The following is a 15,441-nucleotide window of genomic DNA, read 5'->3' on the forward strand; positions in this document are numbered from 1 at the left end:
CGGGGCGGGCCCGTGGGGTGCGTCAGTCCTGCCCGTAGCGCGGATCGACCGACTCCGGGGCCAGCCCGAGCAGCTCCGCGACCTGCTCGACGACCACTTCGTGCACGAGGAGTGCCCGTTCGTCGCGGTTCTTTGTCCGGATCTCGACCGGCCGGCGATAGACCATGATCCGTGCGGGCCGGTCCTTGGCCGCCGGGACGGCACTGCCCAGGGGCACTGAATCGTCGGGCGTGCCGGGCACCTCCAGCACCATGAAGTCGACGTCGGCCAGCTGCGGCCAGTGCCGCTCCAGCCGCTCCACCGAGTCCTGGACCAGGTCACGGAAGGTCTCGGCGCGGCTGGCCGCGAGCGGTACCTGGGGCGGGGCCACCGGACCGCGCATGCCTCGTCCGTGCCGGTCGCGGCGGCGGGTCCTCGGCTCTGCCGGTCGGGGGGGTACAGGACTGTCCATCACTGACGCAGGGTAGCTCTCCGGGGCCGGTGCCGATCGACACCCTGTCGCCGGCCGCAGGTATGTCGCTAATTGAACATTCCGGCCAATGTTGGGCTCGATTCAACGGCTCTCGTGATCGGCGCTCTCGACACGATTGACCTGAATCACTCCGACTCGTGACCGCACGGCGTGTGGCCGTCGCCCGTGTGGTTCTCTTTCCCTGCAGGTCAGGCCAGTTGCTCGAACTGCCGATATGTCCGATGTCACACGACGACACGGGGGAGTGACCTGGTGGAGAGTCGTCGCAGCCCGCTCAAGAGTGCGGTACCGTCCAACGTCGTGAGCCCTGTACGTCGCTGTTCGCGCACCGCGTGCGGCCGCCCTGCCGTCGCGACACTGACGTACGTCTATGCCGACTCGACTGCGGTCCTCGGTCCGCTCGCCACCTACGCCGAGCCCCACTGCTACGACCTGTGCGCCGAACACAGCGAGCGGCTGACGGCCCCGCGCGGCTGGGAGGTCGTACGGCTCACCGACGGCTCCGCCCCGGCCCGCCCCAGCGGTGACGACCTCGAAGCGCTCGCGAACGCGGTCCGCGAGGCGGCACGGCCCCAGCGGCGTACGGCGGAAGCGGGCGGCCCCGGCGGCCGGCGCTCCGCGGACCCGATGGAGGTCGCGCGCCGCGGCCATCTGCGGGTGCTGCGTTCCCCCGACTCCTGACCGCCCCTTCCGCTCACGGCACACACGCCCCCGCTCGACGGTTTTGCGGCAGGGGACCGTCGGCCGCCCTCCGCCGTCCGGGTAGTTTGTGGTGACCGTATGGACTTCAGAAGGGGTTGGGCAGTGGCTGCTGATCTGTCGCAGATCGTGAAGGCGTACGACGTCCGCGGGGTGGTGCCGGATCAGTGGGACGAGTCGCTCGCGGAACTGTTCGGGGCCGCCTTCGTCCAGGTGACCGGCGCGGACGCGATCGTGGTCGGCCATGACATGCGGCCGTCCTCGCCCGGCCTGTCGGGCGCCTTCGCCCGTGGCGCCGCGGCCCGTGGCGCCGACGTCACCCTCATCGGGCTGTGCTCGACCGACCAGCTCTACTTCGCCTCCGGGCACCTCGGGCTGCCGGGGGCCATGTTCACGGCCTCGCACAACCCGGCGCAGTACAACGGCATCAAGATGTGCCGGGCAGGCGCGGCCCCCGTCGGCCAGGACACCGGCCTGGCGGACATCCGCGAGCTCGTCGAGACCTGGTCCGAGCAGGGCGCGCCCGCCCCGGCGGCGACGCCGGGCAGCGTGACCGGGCGCGACACTCTCACCGACTACGCGGCCCACCTGCTCTCCCTCGTCGACCTGTCGGCCATGCGGCCCCTGAAGGTCGTCGTCGACGCGGGCAACGGCATGGGCGGCCACACGGTCCCCACGGTCTTCGAGTCCCTGCCGCTCACCCTCGTCCCGATGTACTTCGAGCTGGACGGCACCTTCCCCAACCACGAGGCGAACCCGCTCGACCCCGCCAACATCGTCGACCTGCAGGCCCGTGTGCGCGCAGAGGGCGCCGACCTGGGCCTCGCCTTCGACGGCGACGCGGACCGCTGCTTCGTCGTCGACGAGCGGGGCGAGGGCATCTCGCCCTCCGCGATCACCGCCCTCGTCGCCTCCCGCGAACTCGCCAAGCACTCCGGCGGCACGGTCATCCACAACCTGATCACCTCGTGGTCGGTCCCGGAGGTCGTCCGCGAGAACGGCGGCACCCCGGTGCGCACCCGGGTCGGGCACTCCTTCATCAAGGAGGAGATGGCCCGCACCGGCGCGATCTTCGGCGGCGAGCACTCGGCGCACTACTACTTCCGCGACTTCTGGAACGCCGACACGGGCATGCTCGCCGCCCTCCACGTGCTGGCGGCGCTGGGCTCCCAGGACGGCACGCTGTCCGAACTGGTCGCGCAGTACGACCGGTACGCGGCCTCCGGCGAGATCAACTCCAAGGTCGCGGACCAGGCCGGCCGCGCGGCAGCGGTGAAGGACGCGTTCGCCACCCGCGAGGGCGTGGCGGCCGACGAGCTCGACGGGCTGACGGTGACGGCCGCCGACTGGTGGTTCAACCTCCGCGCCTCGAACACGGAGCCCCTGCTGCGACTGAACGTCGAGGCGCGCGACGAGGCCACCATGTCCAAGGTCCGCGACGAGGTTCTGGCACTGATCCGCGCCTGACGCCCCCGCGGGGCGGGGCCTGCGCGTCGCCGGGCGGCAAGTCCCGCCGGCCGCCCGCACGGGCAGAGGACCGCCCGCGTCGCCCCGCCCGACCACCGTAGGCGGCCGTGCCCGGCCGTCTGCGGTGCGCGCGGCCGGGGCAGGCCGGCTTCGGTGCGTTCGGTGCGTTCGGTGCCATGCCGGCCGTCCGGGCTCGTACGTGGCCGTCCTCCGGCCGTCCCGTCTCGTACGTGACCGTCCTCCGGCCTTCCTCCGGCCGGGTCGGCCAGGCACCATGCCGCGCCCCGCCCTCCCTGGCGAGGGGTTGGCGCGTCCGCCTGGCCGCCTGCCGTCCTGCACGCCGCCGTGCCGGGGGCCGACTCCGGTGCGTGCCCGGCCGTGGTCGGCCGGGGCGGCTGCCTCCGGCGCCGCGTCGCCACGGCCGCCTGGCCGCTGTGCGCGGTGGCGCCGCGCGTCTCCGGTGCGGGAGTCGCCGTATCGGTTCGCGCCGGTGCGTTCGCCGTGCATGCCGGCCCGGCTCATACTCGGCCGCCCCCGGGGCCGGCTCCGGGGGCGTGTCGGGCGGCCCCCGCGTCGTGTCCGGTCGACCCCGGGCCGTGCCCGGCCCCGCGCCCCGTTCGGCGTCGTCGGTCCACGCCGCACCCAGAACGAGCCGCACCCCGCCCCCCGGCGGTAGGCTGACGACGCCTGATCCGCCAGACCGTGACCGTATGTCCGACGCGATCGTCATCGCACCGTCGGCCTGCGGCATGCCCGAAGGGACACCGCTCTTATGCCGCTCGAAGCCGGCCTCCTGGAGATCCTCGCCTGCCCGGCCTGTCACGCCCCGCTCGACGACCGCACGGCAGCCGACACGCCCGAACTGATCTGCACCGGCAAGGACTGCGGCCTGGCCTACCCGGTCAGGGACGGCATCCCCGTCCTGCTCGTCGACGAGGCACGCCGCCCGGCGTGAGGCGGGACGGCCGGAGGGCCCCGCGACCGGACCGAGCGTCCGGCGGCGGGTCTTCCGGCCGATCGTGTCCGGTACGACCGAGTCCCTGACAACCGCACAAGACCCCCCGCCCGCGTACGGCGATCGGAGGCCCACCCTCATGCTCGACGAGTCGCTCCTCGACGCTCCGGACGCCCTGGCCCGCGCCGACCGCCGGGGCCTGTTGCGCGGCGCGGCGGAGGCCGGGGCCCGCGTACGCGCGGCGGCCAGGCACGCCGACGAAGCCGGCATCGCCGAACTCACCCCCGAGGGCCGGCCGCGGGCCGTCCTCGTCGCCGGCCCCGGCACCGCCTCCCTCGGCGTCGCGGACCTCGTCGGCGCCCTCGCCGGCACCTCCGCGCCCGTCATCCCGCTCCGCCCCACCGGCGTCGCCCACGCGGCCGGAGCCCTGCGCTGGGCCATGCCCGGCTGGGCCGGGTCGGTCGACCTCCTGCTCCTGGTGACCTCCGACGGCAGCGAACCGGGCCTCGCGCTGCTCGCCGAGCAGGCGTACCGGCGCGGCTGCACCGTCGTCTCCGTCGCACCGCAGGGCTCGCCGCTCTCCGAGGCGGTCGACGGCGTCCACGGCCTCGCCGTCCCGATGGCCACCGCGCCGTACGAGGAGGCGTACGAGGAGGTCCAGGCGGCCGCCCCCGGCGCGCTCTGGGCGCTGTTCACGCCCCTGCTCGCGCTCCTCGACCGGGTCGGGCTGCTCGACGCCCCGCCGGAGATGCTGGCCAAGATCGCCGACCGCCTCGACACCACGGCGGAGCGCTGCGGCCCCGCCGTCGCCACCTACAGCAACCCGGCCAAGACGCTGGCCGCGGACCTCGCCGACAGCCTGCCCCTCATCTGGACCGAGGGCGCCGGAGCCGCTCCGGCGGGCAGACGCTTCGCCGCGGTCCTGGCCGAACTCGCCGGCCGGCCCGCGCTCGCCGCCGAGCTGCCGGAGGCGCTGCCCGCCCACGGCGTGCTCCTTGCCGGCGACTTCGCGGCCGGCGGCGATCCGGACGACTTCTTCCGCGACCGGGTCGACGAGCCGCAGGCGCTGCGAGCCCGCGTCGTACTGCTGCGCGACCGCCCGGTCGGCGGTCTCACGGCAGCGCCCGCCGCCCGCGAGCTGGCGCTCAGCCACGACACACCCATCAGCGAGCTCGAACCGGAGGACGGCTCGGAGCTCGAGTCGATCGCGGAGCTGCTGGCCATCACCGATTTCGCCGCCGTTTACCTGGCCATCGCGGCGTCGGGCGATCATCCGGTCTAGGCGTACCGCCGTCGCACCCGTATGTGACGCCCCGCGCCGCGAACGCACGGTCGCCCATGGCCGTCGTGACGCACCGGCTTGAGCCCGCACCGACTGCACCGACTGCACCGACGAATGACCAAGGAAGATCATGGACCGCCTCGCCAACACCGTGCGCCCCTACGCCTGGGGGTCCACCACCGCCATTCCGGAGCTGCTCGGCGTCGCCCCCACCGGTGAGCCGCAGGCCGAGATGTGGATGGGCGCCCACCCCGGCGCGCCGTCCCGCGTCACCCGTGGCGGCGAGGCGGAGCAGCCCCTCTCCGAGGTCATCGCCGCCGCGCCCGAACGGGAGCTGGGCGAGGCGGCCGTCGCCAAGTTCGGCCCGCGACTGCCCTTCCTCCTCAAGCTCCTCGCGGCAGGCGCCCCGCTCTCCCTCCAGGTCCACCCCGACCTGTCCCAGGCGAGGGACGGCTACGGAGCCGAGGAGAACGCCGGCGTCCCCCTCGACGCGCCGCACCGCAACTACAAGGACGCCAACCACAAGCCGGAACTGATCTGCGCGCTCACGCCCTTCGACGGCCTGTGCGGCTTCCGTTCCGCCGACGCGGCGGCCGAGCTGCTCGCCGGTCTCGAGGTCGACTCCCTCAAGCCGTACGTCGACCTGCTGCACGCCCAGCCGGAGGCGGCCGCGCTCCGCGAAGTGCTCACCGCCGTACTGACCGCGGACCCGCAGGAGATGGCGGCCACCGTCGCGGAGGCCGCGGCGGCCGCCGAACGGCTCGGCGGCGACTACACCCCGTACGCCGCGATCGCGCACCACTACCCCGGCGACCCCGGCGTCATCGCTGCCATGCTGCTCAACCACGTACAACTCCAGCCCGGCGAGGCGCTGTTCCTCGGGGCCGGGGTGCCGCACGCCTATCTCAACGGTCTCGGCGTCGAGATCATGGCCAACTCCGACAACGTGCTGCGCTGCGGCCTGACGCCCAAGCACGTGGACGTGCCCGAACTCCTGCGCATCGTCCGGTTCGAGGCGACCGACCCCGGCATCCTGCGCCCCGAGGTGTCACCCTCCGGCGAAGAGGTCTACGACACCCCGATCGACGAGTTCCGGCTGTCGCGCTACGTCCTCGCGCCCGACGCGGAGCCCTGCGACGTGACCGCGTCCACGCCGCAGATCCTGCTGTGCACGGCGGGCCGCGTCACCGCCGGTGAACTGACCCTGGCACCGGGCGAGTCGGCGTTCGTGCCCGCCGGTGAGAAGGCGGCGATCTCGGGCGCGGACGGCGGCGCCGGTACCGTCTTCCGCGCGACAGTGGTGGCCTGACTCCGCACCGCGCGGGGGTGCTGCAACAATGGCGCACCGCAGAGGCCGGGCACAGGACCGGTCGGCGTAGGTACGAAGGGACATCCGGCAAGCATGAGCGCGTCAGGCGGTACCAAGGCGATCGTGGCGGCACTCGTCGCCAACCTCGCAATCGCGGTGGCCAAGTTCGTGGCGTTCCTCTTCAGCGGTTCGTCGTCGATGCTTGCGGAGAGCGTCCACTCGCTGGCGGACTCCGGCAACCAGGGCCTGCTCCTCGTGGGCGGCAAGAAGGCCCAGCGCGAGGCGACCCCCCAACACCCCTTCGGGTACGGGCGCGAGCGCTACATCTACGCCTTCCTCGTCTCCATCGTGCTCTTCTCCGTCGGTGGCATGTTCGCCATCTACGAGGGCTACGAGAAGATCAAGCACCCGCACGAGATCGAGGCCTGGTACTGGCCCGTCGGCGTCCTCGTCTTCGCGATCATCGCCGAGACCTTCTCCTTCCGTACGGCCATCAAGGAGTCCAACGAGGTACGCGGCAAGCTGACCTGGACCCAGTTCGTGCGCCGCGCCAAGGCGCCCGAGCTGCCGGTCGTCCTCCTCGAGGACCTCGGCGCGCTGGTCGGTCTGATCCTCGCCCTCTGCGGCGTCAGCCTGGCGCTGGCCACCGGCAACGGCGTCTGGGACGGCATCGGCACCCTCTGCATCGGCGTCCTGCTGATCATCATCGCGATCGTGCTCGCCGCGGAGACCAAGTCCCTGCTGCTGGGCGAGGCCGCGGGCACGGAGGACATCGAGAAGATCCGGGCCGCCACGGTCGACGGTGAGACGGTCACCCGCATCATCCACATGCGCACGCTCCACCTCGGGCCGGAGGAACTGCTGGTCGCGGCGAAGATCGCCGTCGAGGCGCACGAGAGGGCCGACGAGGTCGCGCAGGCGATCAACGCCGCCGAGGACCGCATCCGCGCGGCCGTGCCGATCGCGCGCGTGATCTACCTGGAGCCGGACATCTACCACGAGACGGCGGTCGCGGCCGGCGCCACCGACCTGGACAAGTCCCCCGGCGGCTCGGACCACTGAGCAGCCGAACCGCGACCGGGGCCCCGTACTTCCCGAGCGCACGCAGGCCCCGGACCACGCCGGTCCGGGGCCTTTCACGTTCCTGTCCCGCTGCTAAGGCCCGGTTCCCGTGAGCCGTTCCTGAGAGCCGGGGGCCGCCGCGGCAGAGGGCGGAACCGGGCGCCGTCGCCCCGTCAGCCCGCCGGCGAGTCCGAGCCCCGCCCCGGTCAGCCCGGCGACGGCCCCCAGCGCGGCGGCGAGGCGGAGCGCGACCGGCACGGTGACGTCGTCGAGGACCCGGCCGTGCACGGATGCCGACGCCACGGTTCCGCCGCCGGGCTCGTCCTGGAAGGAGCGCGAGTCCCTGGAGTTGCCGCGGTCGTCGCCGAGCAGGAACAGCCGGCCCTCGGGCACGGCGACGTCGAACGGCATCCCGCCGACCGCGTCGCCCTGCCGCACGTACGGCTCCGGCAGCGGCTCGCCGTTCAGGGACAGGGCGCCGCCGTCCGTACCGCCCACGACCCGGTCCCCGCCGACGCCGATCACCCGGTGCAGCACCGGCTCTCCGCGGTAGCGGTCCGGCACGCTGTAGACCACCAGGTCGCCGCGCTGCACACGGTCGTCGTCCAGCGTCTCGAACACGACCCTGTCGCCGATGCCGTAGGTCGGCTGCATGGACTGGCCGGCCATCGTCACGCTGCCGTACTCCGATCCGAGCGTCAGCAGCGTCCCCGCGCACAGCAGGACGCCCAGGGGCGTGAGCACCCGTCCCGCGATCCGCAGCCCGCGCCCCGGTCTGCTCGGCCCCATTGCAGCTCTCCCCTCCCGAACCTGACCCGCCGCGGGCGGAAGGCCGTGCGGGTGCCGCACACGCGAGGTGTGGCGTCCGCACCCTATGGGACCGGAGTGCCGGGATCCGTGGCGGGGACGGGCGTCCCCGCCACGGACCGGCTACCGGATCTCGCGCAGTACGGAGAGGACCGCGGTCTCGTCCGGCGCCGCCGTCAGGCGTTCCCGGAACTCCGTGTCCATGAGCTTGCGCGACAGCATGGCCAGGATCCGCAGGTGCTCGTCGCCCGCGGCCGCCTCCGGCACCGTGATCATGAAGATCAACTTGGCCTTGGTGCCGTCCAGGGAACCCCACTCGACGCCCTGCGCGGAGCGGGCGAAGCCGACGGCCGGTGAGGTGACGGCGTCGGACTTGGCATGAGGGATGGCGATCTCCTCACCGAGCCCCGTGGTCCCCTGCTCCTCGCGGGCGAGCGCGGCCCGCACCAGCGCCTCGGGGTCCGCGACCTTGCCGGTGGTGGCGAGCATGGCGGCCATCTCGCGGATGGCGGCGTCCTTGCTGTCGGCCTCGAGCCGCACCTTCACGGTCTGCGCGGTCAGATAACCGGACAGGACCTCGGTGCCGGCGCTCTCCTCGTCCGCTGCGGCCGACGTACCGGCCGTCCCGCCCGCGCCCGTCTCCCGTACGGTTCCGGTCCCTTCCGCCGCGGTGCCCGCGGCGGCCCCTGCACCCACGAGGGCCGGCTCGTCGACGGGGGTGAGCGCGCCACGGCCCTTGATGCCGATCAGCGCGTTGGTGGTGATCGCGGTGACCACCGTGCCTGCCGCGACCGCCAGGAAGAACATCGGCACCCCGCCGACCGCGCCCAGTACCGCCACGATGGGACCGCCGTGCGGCACCGCGTCCTCGACACCGGCCATGCCCGCGACCGCACCGGCGACGGCGCCGCCGAGCATGTTCGCCGGAATGACCTGCGCCGGCCTGGCCGCCGCGAACGGGATCGCGCCCTCGGAGATGCCGAACATGCCCATGAAGATCGCGGCCATACCCGTCTCGCGCTCCTGCTCCGAGTACAGCTTGCGGCGCATCAGCGTGGCGAGGCCCTGCCCCAGCGGCATGACGGGGATGGCGGCGGCGCACATGCCCATCACCGTCTGGTTGCCGGTCGCGATGAGCCCCGCGCCGAACAGGAACGCCGTCTTGTTGACGGGCCCGCCCATGTCGAACGCGATCATGAGGCCGAGCAGCGCGCCGAGCAGGATCGCGCTCGCGCCCGTCATACCGCTGAGCCAGTCGGTGAGGTGGGCGAACACCCACGAGATCGGCTTGCCGATGACGTAGATGAAGAAGAGGCCGAGCGCCGTCGTCGCCACGATCGGGATGACGATGATCGGCATGATCGGCCGGGCGAACTTCGGGACCTTGACCTTCTTGATCCACAGCACCAGATAGCCGGCCAGGAATCCGGTGACGATGGCGCCGATGAAGCCGGCGCCCGCCTCCGAGTCGTACAACGCGCCGTTGTTGGCGATCCAGCCACCGATCATGCCGGGGACCAGGGCGGGGCGGTCCGCGATCGCGAAGGCGATGTAGCCGGACAGGATCGGGATCATCAGCTGGAAGCCGATCTCGCCGATCTTGAAGACGTCCTCCCAGAAGGACCCCTCCGGGATGGCGTAGCCCGTGGCCGTGGCGTCACCGCCCAGCGCCAGCGAGACGGCGATGAGCAGCCCGCCGACCACCACGAACGGGATCATGTACGAGACGCCGTTCATCAGGGCCTTGTACGTGACGCCCCGCCCCTGGCCTCCGCCTCCGCCGCCCGCGCCGCCCTTCGCGCCTCGCGCCGGTTCCGCCGTGCCGCCGCCGTCCGCGCCCGCGCCGCCCTGGGCGCGGTGCACCGGTGCGTCCCGCACCCGCTCGATCAGCTGATCGGGATGGCGGATGCCCTCGGCGACACCGACGGCCAGCACCCTCTTGCCCTCGAAGCGGCTGCGGTCGACGTCCTTGTCGGCGGCGATGATGATGCCGTCCGCCTCGCTGACATCGTTGTCAGAGAGCACGTTCTCGGCGCCGATGGACCCTTGGGTCTCCACCTTCATCTCGACACCGAGCGCCTCCGCGGCCTGCGTCAGCTTCTCCGCGGCCATGTACGTGTGCGCGATGCCTGTCGGACAGGCCGTCACCGCAAGCAGCCTCACCTTCCGCTGCCCGCTCGCCGGACTCGTCACGTGGTTCTCCTAACGCTCGTCCCGCGGATCGTGCGGTCGCCCCGGCTGCTCGGCCGGGATGTCGCAGCATGGTGCCAACAGATTCCGGCCATGTCCAAAGCCCGTACCCCCCGACCTCGCACGGAACCGGCCACAGCAGACTGGCTGGAATACGGAACTGGGCGGGCTGGGGTCGGCTGGGCCGATCGGTGTAGATTCGTAATCAGTCAGACGTCGCTGCTGATGGCGGTCGGGCGGTCCCGCGCGGACCGACCGAGGGAGAGAGGGCCTCCGACGGACTGTCCTGCGGACTCCCGGGCATTCGTATGCCGTGTCCCGCGCCGTGTCGCTGAGCGGTACGACGCGGAGGCGTGACGTCCAGGCCGCCGCAGAGCCAGCCGTAACCACCTCGACCGAACCACGAGGAGCAGCTCGTATGCCGACCGTCGCCAATGGCCAGGACTTCAAGGTCGCGGACCTTTCTCTCGCCCCCTTCGGGCGTAAGGAGATCAACCTCGCCGAGCACGAGATGCCCGGCCTGATGTCGATCCGCCGGGAGTACGCCGAGGCGCAGCCGCTCGCCGGCGCGCGCATCACCGGCTCCCTGCACATGACCGTGCAGACCGCCGTCCTCATCGAGACCCTCGTCGCGCTGGGCGCCGACGTCCGCTGGGCCTCCTGCAACATCTTCTCCACCCAGGACCACGCCGCCGCGGCCATCGCCGTCGGCCCGAACGGCACCCCGGAGAACCCGCGGGGCATCCCGGTCTTCGCCTGGAAGGGCGAGACGCTGGAGGAGTACTGGTGGTGCACGGAGCAGGCCCTCACCTGGCCGAACGCCGCCACCGGCGGGCCGAACATGATCCTGGACGACGGTGGTGACGCCACCCTCCTCGTCCACAAGGGCGTCGAGTTCGAGAAGGCCGGCGCGGCCCCCGACCCCTCGACGGCGGACAGCGAGGAGTACGGCCACATCCTGCGGCTGCTGAACCGCACCCTGACCGAGAACCCGCAGAAGTGGACGCAGCTGGCGTCCGAGATCCGCGGCGTGACGGAGGAGACCACCACCGGTGTCCACCGTCTCTACGAGATGCACCGCGACGGCACGCTGCTGTTCCCCGCGATCAACGTGAACGACGCGGTCACCAAGTCGAAGTTCGACAACAAGTACGGCTGCCGGCACTCGCTGATCGACGGCATCAACCGTGCCACCGACGTCCTGATCGGCGGCAAGACCGCCGTCGTGTGCGGCTACGGCGACGTGGGCAAGGGCTGCGCCGAGTCGCTGCGCGGCCAGGGCGCCCGGGTGATCGTCACGGAGATCGACCCGATCTGCGCGCTGCAGGCGGCGATGGACGGCTACCAGGTCACCACGCTGGACGAGGTCGTCGAGACGGCCGACATCTTCGTGACCACGACCGGCAACAAGGACATCATCATGGCCTCGGACATGGCCCGGATGAAGCACCAGGCCATCGTCGGGAACATCGGCCACTTCGACAACGAGATCGACATGGCCGGTCTCGCCGCCATCCCCGGCATCGTCAAGGACGAGGTGAAGCCGCAGGTCCACACGTGGACCTTCGCCGACGGCAAGGTCCTGATCGTCCTGTCCGAGGGCCGCCTGCTGAACCTGGGCAACGCGACCGGCCACCCGTCGTTCGTGATGTCCAACTCCTTCGCGGACCAGACCCTGGCCCAGATCGAGCTGTTCACCAAGCCTCAGGACTACCCGACGGACGTCTACGTGCTCCCCAAGCACCTCGACGAGAAGGTCGCCCGCCTCCACCTGGACGCGCTGGGCGTCAAGCTCACCACCCTGCGCCCGGAGCAGGCCTCGTACATCGGTGTCGAGGTCGACGGCCCGTACAAGGCCGACCACTACCGCTACTGATCACCACTGCGCAGCGCCCGGTCGGGCACCGGCCAGTCCGGGCCTGTGCAGGCACACCGCGCAGACGCACCCAGCGAGGTGTGCACCCGAGCAGTACCAGGCAGGCCCCCGCACCCCCGTGTCGGGGGCCTGCCCCGTACCCTCCTCGCACGGCTTCCGGCCGACGCCTCACCGCACAAGGACACCTACGCCCCCATGCCCCGCGGCCGCTATTCGCTCCACGATCCGCACGATCACACCCCCCTCGGCGAAGAACACTTCCAGTGCGCCCCCGGCCCTTCCGGCTGGCGTTACGTCTCCCGAACCACCACCCCCTCCGGCGACGAAGCCGGCTCCCTCGACCTGGCCCTGGACGAACTGGGCCGTCCCATCCGGCTCGAACTCCACGCGTCGAGCTGGCAGATCCGGGGTGCGGCGATCGACGGCGTCACCTGGGTCCGCACCGACCCCACCGGTACCGACGCCAGGGAAGGCAACGCCCCAGCCCACGCCTTCACCGGCACCTCCCCGGCCTTCCTCGTCGCGACCGCCCGGCTGCTGCGCCTCGCACCCGGCGCCCCGGCCACCCGCGTCCGTCTCGTCGCCTTCACCGACCCCGTACTGGCGCCCCTGACCGTCGACCAGTCCTGGGCGCTGATCAACAGTGAAGCGCACACCACTGACAACGGACCTCTGACAGTGGACGAATACCAGGTCAGCGCCTTGGACACCGGTGAGCAGCAGGCCGTTCACATCGCCGGCGACGTGGTCCTGGCAGCCCCCGGCATCGAACTCGAAGACCTGGAGAGCCCCCCCTCGACGTTCCGCTGACTCTCGGCCGCGGACCGCGGTGCGGGCGGCTCAGGCGGGAGGGGCGAACCCACCCGGCGACACAGGCGGCCGTACGTCATCAGGCCGCGCCGGCTGCGGAGGCCGGACACCGGCCTCGTGCACGGACGCGGGCCCCGCCACCGGGCGGTCGACCGGCGCGGCCGCCGCCTTCGATACGGACGGGGACGGGGAGGGGGACGGGGCGAAGGCACGCCGGGCGTCACGGGCCTGCCGCTCGTTCACCACCGCGGCCAGATACGCCGCGGGCGGGACCCCGACCGGCGCGGGCGTTCCCGTACGGGCCGCCAGATCGCCGGCCAGCCGCTGCGCCATGGACCAGCTCACCGCCGGGTCCAGTTGCTTCATACGTGTCAGGTACTGGCGTATCGCCAGCCACAGCGCGTCCGGCACGCCGGACAGGTCGAGCCCGGCGAACCTGCCCACCAGCCACGGCGGCGGCGGAGGCGGCCCCATCGGACCGCGGGCCGCGGGCACCCGCTCGCGTACGACGAGGGTTCCGGCGAAGACGTCCCCGATCCGCCGGCCCCGTGCCGACACCAGCGAGGCGATACAGGCGACGACTCCGAACGTCAGGAGGACCTCGACCACTCCCATCGCGCCGCGCACCAGAGCGTGCCGGAACCGGATCGGCCCTCCGTCGTCCCTGACCACGCGCAGCCCGCAGGCGAGCTTTCCTAGCGAACGCCCATGACTGAGGGTCTCCACGGCTATCGGCCCGCCGACGAGGACCAGCAGGAACGAAGCGATGGACATCGCCATGACCGCCGCCTCGTCCAGGGACGCCGTGGCTATGGCCAGTCCGATCGAAACCAGCAGATAGGCCGTCCACACGACGACGAGGTCGATCACGAGAGCGAGGGCCCGGCTCGGCAGCCTCGCCGGCTGCAGCCCCAGTACGACCGCGTCCCCCGTCACTAGCCCGCTCACTGCTGCCCCCTTCGTGATGTCCGGCCTTCCCTGCCCCCTGATCTCTCAGTCTGCCAAGCTGACCGACAGCGTGTCGCAGCAGTGAGCAGTGAAGTAGTACGGACAGTACGCAACGCACCCAGTGCCTGGAGCAGCAGCCGACCATGGACCTCGACGTCTTCGTCACAGCCCACCGTGCCGAGTGGGACCGCCTGGACCATCTTCTTCGCCGTGGTCGCCATCTGACGGGCGCGGAGGCCGACGAACTCGTCGCCCTCTACCAGCGCACGTCCACCCATCTCTCCCTTGTCCAGTCCAGTGCTCCGGAACCGGCACTCACGGCCAGGCTGACCCAGCTGGTGGCGCGCGCACGTTCCGTCGTCACCGGCACCAGGCGGTCGAGCTGGAAGGACGTGGTCACCTTCCTCACCGCCGGCTTTCCCGCAGCGGTCTACCGCTCCCGTCACTGGTGGATACCGACCGCCGTTCTCTCCACGCTCGTCGCCGCCCTCATCGGCTGGTGGATAGGCACCCACCCAGAGGTGCAGTCAGCGATCGGGGCACCGGAGGATCTCCGCCGCCTGACCCAGCCCGGCGGTGAGTACGAGACCTACTACTCGAGCCACCCCGCGGCCTCGTTCGCGGCGCAGGTCTGGACGAACAACGCCCAGGCCGCCGCCATGTGCCTGACCCTGGGGGCGTTCCTGTGCTTCCCGGTGATCTGGATCCTCTTCCTGAACATGCTGAATCTGGGTGTCGGCATCGGGCTCATGTCCTCGGCCGGCCGCCTGGACGTCTTCCTCGGGCTGGTGCTTCCGCACGGTCTGCTCGAACTCACGGCAGTCTTCGTCGCCGCCGGCACGGGACTGCGGCTGGGCTGGACGGTCATCGACCCTGGTCCGCTGTCGCGCCGCACGGCGCTCGCCCAGCAGGGCCGGGCGGCGCTCGGCATGGCGATCGGGCTGGCGCTGGTGCTGTTCGTGTCGGGCGTGATCGAGGGCTTCGTAACGCCGTCGGGTCTTCCGACCTGGGCACGGATCACCATCGGCATCGTCGCCGAGCTGGCGTTCCTGGCGTACGTCTACATCCTGGGCGGCCGAGCCGCCCGCGCCGGCGACTCGGGCGACGTGGAGGAGCCCGACCGCAGCGCGGAGCTGCCCACAGCGGCGTGATGTGCGTAGCGGGCCCGTGAGCTGCTAGTCTCCTCTTCGCCCCACAAGACCCGTTGACACGGGATGCGTGGGGAGGTAGATTTTAACGGTTGCGTCGGACTGGACAAGTTCGACGGTGAACATTTAGAGTCTGTCTGGCTTTCGCAGGGAGCGATTTCCGCGGAGCCGATCCCCGATTCATTCAGGATCACCAAGCCGATTAGGTCGGCCGAAATGCTTCTGATAAAGTCGGATCAGCCGAAAGGCAAAAAGGCCCCCAACGGCCACCGGAAATGAATTCCAACCGGAAACGGAACGGAAAACGGATCTGGTAGAGTTGGAAACGCAAGACCGAAGGGAAGCGCCCGGAGGAAAGCCCACAGGGAGACCTGAGGGTGAGTACAAAGGAAGCGTCCGTTCCTTGAGAACTCAAC

The 15,441-nt window shown here is 71.5% G+C and carries 13 protein-coding genes; 9 read left to right on the forward strand and 4 right to left on the reverse strand.

What is annotated here, in order from left to right; translation table 11 throughout:
- Nucleotides 1-22: 22 nt before the first annotated feature.
- On the reverse strand, nucleotides 23-451 hold the full coding sequence (locus ACFYOP_RS26035) for a metallopeptidase family protein (RefSeq protein WP_356894114.1): 429 nt from the start codon (nucleotides 449-451) through the stop codon (nucleotides 23-25).
- Nucleotides 452-724: 273 nt separating this feature from the next.
- Between ACFYOP_RS26035 and ACFYOP_RS26040 the strand changes: the two genes are divergently transcribed.
- The 6 genes from ACFYOP_RS26040 to ACFYOP_RS26065 all read left to right on the forward strand — a co-directional run bounded on the left by ACFYOP_RS26040 (nucleotide 725) and on the right by ACFYOP_RS26065 (nucleotide 7,246).
- Nucleotides 725-1,153, forward strand: coding sequence for a DUF3499 domain-containing protein (locus ACFYOP_RS26040; protein WP_356894112.1), 429 nt, complete (start codon nucleotides 725-727; stop codon nucleotides 1,151-1,153).
- 123 nt (nucleotides 1,154-1,276) lie between these two features.
- Nucleotides 1,277-2,638 carry a phosphomannomutase/phosphoglucomutase gene (locus tag ACFYOP_RS26045; RefSeq protein ID WP_356894110.1) on the forward strand — a complete coding sequence of 454 codons (1,362 nt, stop codon included), beginning with the start codon at nucleotides 1,277-1,279 and terminating at the stop codon, nucleotides 2,636-2,638.
- 772 nt (nucleotides 2,639-3,410) lie between these two features.
- Complete coding sequence (locus tag ACFYOP_RS26050; RefSeq protein ID WP_100107426.1) at nucleotides 3,411-3,593, forward strand: Trm112 family protein; 183 nt, start codon at nucleotides 3,411-3,413, stop codon at nucleotides 3,591-3,593.
- Between the two features lie 139 nt (nucleotides 3,594-3,732).
- Nucleotides 3,733-4,875, forward strand: a complete 1,143-nt coding sequence (locus ACFYOP_RS26055) for an SIS domain-containing protein (RefSeq protein WP_356894108.1) — start codon at nucleotides 3,733-3,735, stop codon at nucleotides 4,873-4,875.
- Nucleotides 4,876-5,005: 130 nt separating this feature from the next.
- A complete protein-coding gene (gene manA / locus ACFYOP_RS26060) occupies nucleotides 5,006-6,184 on the forward strand; it encodes a mannose-6-phosphate isomerase, class I (RefSeq protein WP_356894106.1) in 1,179 nt (392 codons plus the stop codon).
- Nucleotides 6,185-6,277: 93 nt separating this feature from the next.
- Entirely contained in the window at nucleotides 6,278-7,246 is a 969-nt protein-coding gene (locus ACFYOP_RS26065; RefSeq protein WP_356894104.1) for a cation diffusion facilitator family transporter, read from the forward strand.
- Between the two features lie 93 nt (nucleotides 7,247-7,339).
- On the opposite strand, the gene lepB is transcribed toward ACFYOP_RS26065, so the two are convergent.
- Nucleotides 7,340-8,035 carry a signal peptidase I gene (lepB, locus tag ACFYOP_RS26070; protein ID WP_356894102.1) on the reverse strand — a complete coding sequence of 232 codons (696 nt, stop codon included), beginning with the start codon at nucleotides 8,033-8,035 and terminating at the stop codon, nucleotides 7,340-7,342.
- Nucleotides 8,036-8,176: 141 nt separating this feature from the next.
- A complete protein-coding gene (locus ACFYOP_RS26075; RefSeq protein WP_356894100.1) occupies nucleotides 8,177-10,246 on the reverse strand; it encodes a PTS fructose transporter subunit IIABC in 2,070 nt (689 codons plus the stop codon).
- 415 nt (nucleotides 10,247-10,661) lie between these two features.
- Here ACFYOP_RS26075 and ahcY point away from each other — a divergent pair, with 415 nt between their 5' ends.
- Both ahcY and ACFYOP_RS26085 read left to right on the forward strand, forming a co-directional pair.
- On the forward strand, nucleotides 10,662-12,119 hold the full coding sequence (gene ahcY / locus ACFYOP_RS26080; protein ID WP_356894098.1) for an adenosylhomocysteinase: 1,458 nt from the start codon (nucleotides 10,662-10,664) through the stop codon (nucleotides 12,117-12,119).
- Nucleotides 12,120-12,314: 195 nt separating this feature from the next.
- Entirely contained in the window at nucleotides 12,315-12,929 is a 615-nt protein-coding gene (locus ACFYOP_RS26085; RefSeq protein ID WP_356894096.1) for a hypothetical protein, read from the forward strand.
- A 30-nt stretch (nucleotides 12,930-12,959) separates the two neighbouring features.
- Here the strand turns inward: ACFYOP_RS26085 and ACFYOP_RS26090 are convergent, their stop codons facing one another.
- Nucleotides 12,960-13,877, reverse strand: coding sequence for an RDD family protein (locus ACFYOP_RS26090; protein WP_356894094.1), 918 nt, complete (start codon nucleotides 13,875-13,877; stop codon nucleotides 12,960-12,962).
- A 143-nt stretch (nucleotides 13,878-14,020) separates the two neighbouring features.
- On the opposite strand from ACFYOP_RS26090, the gene ACFYOP_RS26095 reads away from it, so the two are divergent.
- Nucleotides 14,021-15,028 (forward strand): stage II sporulation protein M, encoded by a 1,008-nt coding sequence (locus ACFYOP_RS26095; protein WP_356894092.1) that lies wholly within the window; start codon nucleotides 14,021-14,023, stop codon nucleotides 15,026-15,028.
- Nucleotides 15,029-15,441 lie beyond the last annotated feature (413 nt).

This window comes from Streptomyces sp. NPDC006294, from assembly GCF_042870895.1.
Lineage (GTDB): Bacteria > Actinomycetota > Actinomycetes > Streptomycetales > Streptomycetaceae > Streptomyces.